Here is a 5,454-nt window from a genome sequence, read left to right on the forward strand (position 1 = left end):
CGCACCATGAGCTGCACCTTGGGGCATCCCATCTCGAGCAGCAGCTCCTCGGCGCGCTCGACCAGCTGCCGGCCGATGCCCTGGCCGCGGCGGTGCGGGTCGCTCGCGAGGTAGTAGAGCCAGCCGCGGTGGCCGTCGTAGCCGGCCATCACCGAGCCGACGACGACGCCCGCGTCCACGGCGACGAGGAAGAGCTCCGGCTGCACCCGGAGCTTGCGGTTGATGTCCTGGTAGGGGTTGTTCCAGGGTCGCGTCAGCCCGGCGGCCTGCCAGAGCGACACGACCGCCTCGGTGTCGGCGAGTTCGAAAGGACGGATCTCGGGGGTCATGCGTCCGAGTCTGCCAGGGTGGCGGCATCCGCCCCCGACGTCACCCAGCGCGCGCCGTCGTACCGCTTGAACCACGACACCTGGCGGCGCGCGTAACGGCGGGTGAGCGCCTGCGTCTCGGCGATCGCCGCGGCCTCGGTGAGGTCGCCCGCCAGCTGCGAGAGCGCCTGCGCGTAGCCGATGGCGCGGCGCGCGGTGACGCCGTCCTCCAGCCCGCGTTCACGGAGCGCGCGCACCTCGTCGAGGAGCCCGTCGCGCCACATGCCCTCGACGCGGGCGTCGAGCCTCGTCACGAGCTCCTCGCGCGGGACGCCGACGGCGATGATCCGGGTGTCGGCGTGCCACAGCACCGGGGCCTCGGGAAGCGCCGCGCCGTGCGTCCGCTCCCCCAGTTCGAGCACCTCCAGCGCACGGACGATCCGCCGTCCGTTGCGAGGATCCACCTTCTCGGCCGTCGCGGGATCGAGCGCACGCAGGCGCGCGAAGAGGGCCCCCGGCCCGGCCTCGTCGAGCTCCGCCTCCAGGCGCGCACGCACGGCCTCGTCGCGCGGGGGGAAGCGGAAGTCGAACAGCACGCTCGACACGTAGAGGCCCGAGCCGCCGACGAGGATCGCATCCGCTCCGCGCGAATGGATGCCCCGCACGGCCGCGCGGGCGGCATCCTGATACCAGGCCACCGCCGCCTCGTCGGTCACCTCGAGCGCGTCGAAGAGATGGTGAGGGATGCCGCGCCGCTCGTCCGCGGGAAGCTTCGCCGTGCCGATGTCCATGCCGCGGTACAGCTGCATGGCGTCGGCGTTCACGATCTCGGCCGCGCGCCCCCGCGCAGCCAGTGCCTCCGCGAGGTCCAGCGAGAGCGCGGTCTTTCCGGTGCCGGTTGCGCCGACGACGGCCCAGATGCGCGGCGCACGCTGGGCGTCCCCGCCTCCCGCGCGTTCGGACGTCGCGGTGTCAGACACCGACACGCAGGGTCGGGAGCCCGAGCGACACGGCGCGCGGGGCTCCCGGCTCGCCGGCCGGCGCCGGGATCGCGCAGGACTCGGCCTGCGCGCGGTCCCACGCATCGCCCGAGCGCGTGCGGCGGATGCGCAGCGGCGCGCCGTCCGGCGCGTCGGCGAGAAGGTGGAACGGCGCCGCGTGCGTCACGACGACCGAGACGACATCGCCGGGGCGAGGCGTCTCGGATCCCTCAGGGACCTCGAAGTGCACGAGGCGGTTGTCTTCGGCCCGGCCGGTCAGGCGATGCGTCTCGGCATCCTTCTTGCCCTCGCCGGTCGACACGAGCACGTGGACCTCGCGTCCGACCTGCTTCTGATTCTCTTCGAGCGAGATGCGCTCCTGGAGGGCTATCAGACGCTCGTAGCGCTCCCGCACGACCTCCTTGGGCACCTGGTCGGGCATCGTCGCGGCGGGCGTGCCCTCGCGGATCGAGTACTGGAACGTGAACGCGCTCGCGAACCGCGCCTGCTCGACGACGCGCATGGTGTCTTCGAAGTCCTCGTCGGTCTCGCCCGGGAAGCCCACGATGATGTCGGTCGAGATCGCGGCGTCGGGCATCTTGGCGCGGACGCGGTCGAGGATGCCGAGGAACCGCTCGCTGCGGTACGAACGGCGCATCGCCTTGAGGATGCGGTCGCTGCCGGACTGCAGCGGCATGTGCAGCTGCGGCATCACGGCGGGCGTCTCGGCCATCGCGTCGATCACGTCGTCGGTGAACGCGGCCGGGTGCGGGCTCGTGAAGCGGATCCGCTCCAGCCCGTCGATCTCGCCCGCGGCGCGCAGCAGCTTGCCGAATGCCTGGCGGTCGCCGAACTCGACACCGTACGAGTTGACGTTCTGGCCGAGGAGGGTGACCTCCATCGCGCCGTCGTCGACGAGCAGGCGGATCTCGTTCAGGATGTCGCCGGGGCGGCGGTACTTCTCCGTGCCGCGCTTGCTAGGCACGATGCAGAACGTGCAGGTGTTGTTGCAGCCCACGGAGATGGAGACCCAGCCGCTGTAGACGCTGTCGCGCTTGGTGGGCAGCGTCGACGGGAAGATCTCGAGGGACTCCAGGATCTCGAGCTCGGCCTCGCCGTTGTGACGCGCGCGCTCGAGCAGGCTGGGGAGCGACCCCATGTTGTGGGTGCCGAAGACGACGTCGACCCACGGCGCCTTCTGCTGCACGACGTCCTTGTCCATCTGGGCGAGGCAGCCGCCGACGGCGATCTGCATGCCCTCGTGCTTGTCCTTGCGGGACTTCAGGTGTCCGAGCGTGCCGTAGAGCTTGCCGGCGGCGTTGTCGCGCACGGCGCACGTGTTGATGACGACGACGTCGGCCTCTTCGCCGGCGTCGGCGCGGACGTAGCCCGCGCTCTCGAGCGAGCCCGACAGGCGCTCGGAGTCGTGCACGTTCATCTGGCAGCCGAAGGTGCGCACCTCGTACGTGCGGGCGCGCCCGTCGGCGTCGTGCGATGCGGCCGACGGCGCGATGAGGGTCGGTGTGGCGGAAGGGGAAGACATGATCACGCCATTCTACGAGCCGGGAGAGCGAGCCCGTCCGGAAGAGCGGATGCCGCCACCGCCGTCAGTGCTGCGCCGCCGCATCCTCCAGCCACGCCAAGGCACGTTCGACGTTCTCGCGGGCGGTCCGCTCGTACCCGGCGACCCACTCTCCCTCGTAGCCGCGGACCACGGGTTCGCTGGAGAGGATCAACGCGAAGTACAGCCGCGAGAGCTGCAGCCGAGCAGCGCCCGTCGGAGAGGCGAGCTCGTCGGTGAGGATGCCCCCAGCCGCGGTGTTGCCGGCGAGGAGGTCCGCGTCGGGCTCGCCGTGGCCCAGCTGATCGGCGCCGGCGAGTTCGTGGAGCGGATCGCCCCACAGGGTGCGCTCCGTGTCGATGATGCCCACGATGTCGAGCGATTCGGGGTCGACGAAGACATTGCCCGCCCACAGGTCGGTGTGGACGACGACGGGGTGCGCCACCGCGTCGAGCGCCGCACGGTGCGCCGAGACCGCCGCCCGCACCCGTCCGGCCGGCAGTTCGACCTCCCACCGCGCCGCATCGTCGAGGACGGCGTCGATCATGCACTCGAACGCTTCGCGCCACGTCGCGCCGGCCAGGGCGGCGGCGGCCGCCGGGTAGCCGAACCTCGGCGCCGGGACTCGGTGCAGGTCGGCCATCACCGCTCCCAGGCGGCGGCGCACCACGGCGTCCTGCGCATCGTCCAGCTGCAGGTCGAGCCAGGGCACGCCGGGCAGATGCTCGGCGACCACCACGTCGGCGGCGACGACGGACCGGCTGAAGTCGGTGTGCAGCACCGCCGGCACGGGGACGCCGCTGCCGCTCAGCATGCGGTACGTGAGCGCCTCCGTGCCGAGCAGGCCGAGTTCGTACCGGTACAGGCGTGACGTGTCGGCACCGACGATCTTCGCGACCGCGCGGCTGCCGTCCGCGAAGTGCACGCGGTAGGCGGTGGCGAACATCCCGCCAGAGAGCGGATCGGCGGAGGCGAGCCGCCCTACGGGGGCGACCAGGTCGGCGAGCTGCTCGTCGTCGAGCACGAACTTCGTGAGCACCCGCTCACCCTACTGGCGCGCCGTGAGGGGCGCGCGCCGTGTCGACCTTCATCGTCGTCCCACGGATCGGCGTCATTCGAAGCGGACGCGTCCCACGGGACGGCTCAGCTCGTCCAGCGCCTGTCGGGTGGCGTTCATCGCGACCGGGCCGCCGTAGCCCCTCCGGGCGAGCTGACCGGCGAGCCGGCGGACCGCGACGTCACGGTCCAGGCCGCGCATCGACGTGGCCTTCGTACGCGCGAACTCGAGGGCACGTTCGAAGTCGTCGTCGGGCAGCTCCTCCAGTGCCGCATCCGCCACGTCCCGAGGCACGCCGCGCTTGGCGAGGGTCTGAGCGATGGCCTTGCGGCCCTGCCCCTTGCGATCGGAGCCGGAATGGACCAGCTGCTCGGCCAGCTTGGCGTCGTCGAGGTAGCCGAGGCGTTCGAACGAGGCGATGAGCTCGTCGATCCCCTCGTCGTCGAGCCCGTGGTCGCGGAGGACGCCCCGCGCCTCGCGCACCGACAGCGAGCGGGCGCGGAGCTTCTTCACGAGGCTCTTCTCGGCCGCGTCTCTCGCGTCGGCGGCCAGGCTTGCCGCATCCGGAGCCCGCAGGTGCGAGGTGTCGTTTCCGAACCTGTCGTACTCGTCGTCATCGGCGGGCTCCGGGTCGTCGGCCCAGGTCGCGTTCCATGCGGGTTCCGGCGGCGCGCGCGGCGCCGGCCCACCGAAGAGGGGGATGACGGGGGCGAGCGTCTCGGGCTCGCCCCCGTCGTCGAAACGGACCATCACGCCGGGCGGCGGGCAGCCAGTTCGTCGGCCGTCGTGCCCTCGGCGGCAGCGCCGCGGGGCTGCCCGATACCGAGCTTGACCTTGATCTTCGACTCGATGTCGGCCGCGACGTCCTCGTTCTTGAGCAGGAAGTTGCGGGCGTTCTCTTTGCCCTGGCCGAGCTGCTCGCCGTCGTACGTGTACCACGCACCCGACTTCTTGACGATGCCGTGCTCGACACCGAAGTCGATGAGGCTTCCCTCGCGAGAGATGCCGACGCCGTACAGGATGTCGAACTCGGCCTGCTTGAAGGGCGGCGCCATCTTGTTCTTGACGACCTTGACGCGCGTGCGGTTTCCGACCGCCTCGGCGCCGTCCTTGAGCGTCTCGATGCGGCGGATGTCGAGGCGCACGGAAGCGTAGAACTTCAGCGCCTTGCCGCCGGCCGTGGTCTCGGGAGAACCGAAGAACACGCCGATCTTCTCGCGCAGCTGGTTGATGAAGATCATCGTCGTGTTGGTCTGGTTGAGACCACCGGTCAGCTTGCGGAGCGCCTGCGACATGAGGCGGGCCTGCAGACCCACGTGCGAGTCGCCCATCTCGCCTTCGATCTCGGCCTTGGGCACGAGGGCCGCGACCGAGTCGATGACGATCAGGTCGATCGCGCCGGAGCGCACCAGCATGTCGGCGATCTCGAGCGCCTGCTCACCGGTGTCGGGCTGCGACACGAGCAGCGCGTCGATGTCGACGCCGAGCTTCTGGGCGTAGTCCGGGTCGAGCGCGTGCTCGGCGTCGATGAACGCCGCGATGCCGCCG

At 71.1% G+C, this 5,454-nt stretch carries 6 protein-coding genes; all 6 read right to left on the reverse strand.

Going from position 1 to position 5,454, the window contains the following annotated elements:
• Nucleotides 1-329: GNAT family acetyltransferase (locus ACTHNQ_RS13265; protein WP_440334053.1), on the reverse strand; the 329-nt coding region annotated here is incomplete at its 3' end.
• On the reverse strand, nt 326-1,288 hold the full coding sequence (gene miaA, locus ACTHNQ_RS13270; RefSeq protein WP_440334055.1) for a tRNA (adenosine(37)-N6)-dimethylallyltransferase MiaA: 963 nt from the start codon (nt 1,286-1,288) through the stop codon (nt 326-328). The genes miaA and ACTHNQ_RS13265, both read right to left, overlap by 4 nt.
• Nucleotides 1,281-2,831 (reverse strand): tRNA (N6-isopentenyl adenosine(37)-C2)-methylthiotransferase MiaB, encoded by a 1,551-nt coding sequence (gene miaB, locus ACTHNQ_RS13275; protein WP_440334057.1) that lies wholly within the window; start codon nt 2,829-2,831, stop codon nt 1,281-1,283. Before miaB ends, miaA begins: the two co-directional genes overlap by 8 nt.
• Nucleotides 2,832-2,895: 64 nt before the next feature.
• Nucleotides 2,896-3,888 (reverse strand): phosphotransferase family protein, encoded by a 993-nt coding sequence (locus ACTHNQ_RS13280; protein WP_440334059.1) that lies wholly within the window; start codon nt 3,886-3,888, stop codon nt 2,896-2,898.
• Nucleotides 3,889-3,960: 72 nt separating this feature from the next.
• Nucleotides 3,961-4,656, reverse strand: a complete 696-nt coding sequence (locus ACTHNQ_RS13285) for a regulatory protein RecX (RefSeq protein WP_440334061.1) — start codon at nt 4,654-4,656, stop codon at nt 3,961-3,963.
• On the reverse strand, nt 4,656-5,454 hold a 799-nt coding region (recA, locus tag ACTHNQ_RS13290; RefSeq protein WP_440334063.1), incomplete at its 5' end, for a recombinase RecA. The genes recA and ACTHNQ_RS13285, both read right to left, overlap by 1 nt.

The organism is Microbacterium sp., assembly GCF_051953575.1.
In the GTDB taxonomy this organism is placed as follows: Bacteria; Actinomycetota; Actinomycetes; order Actinomycetales; family Microbacteriaceae; genus Microbacterium.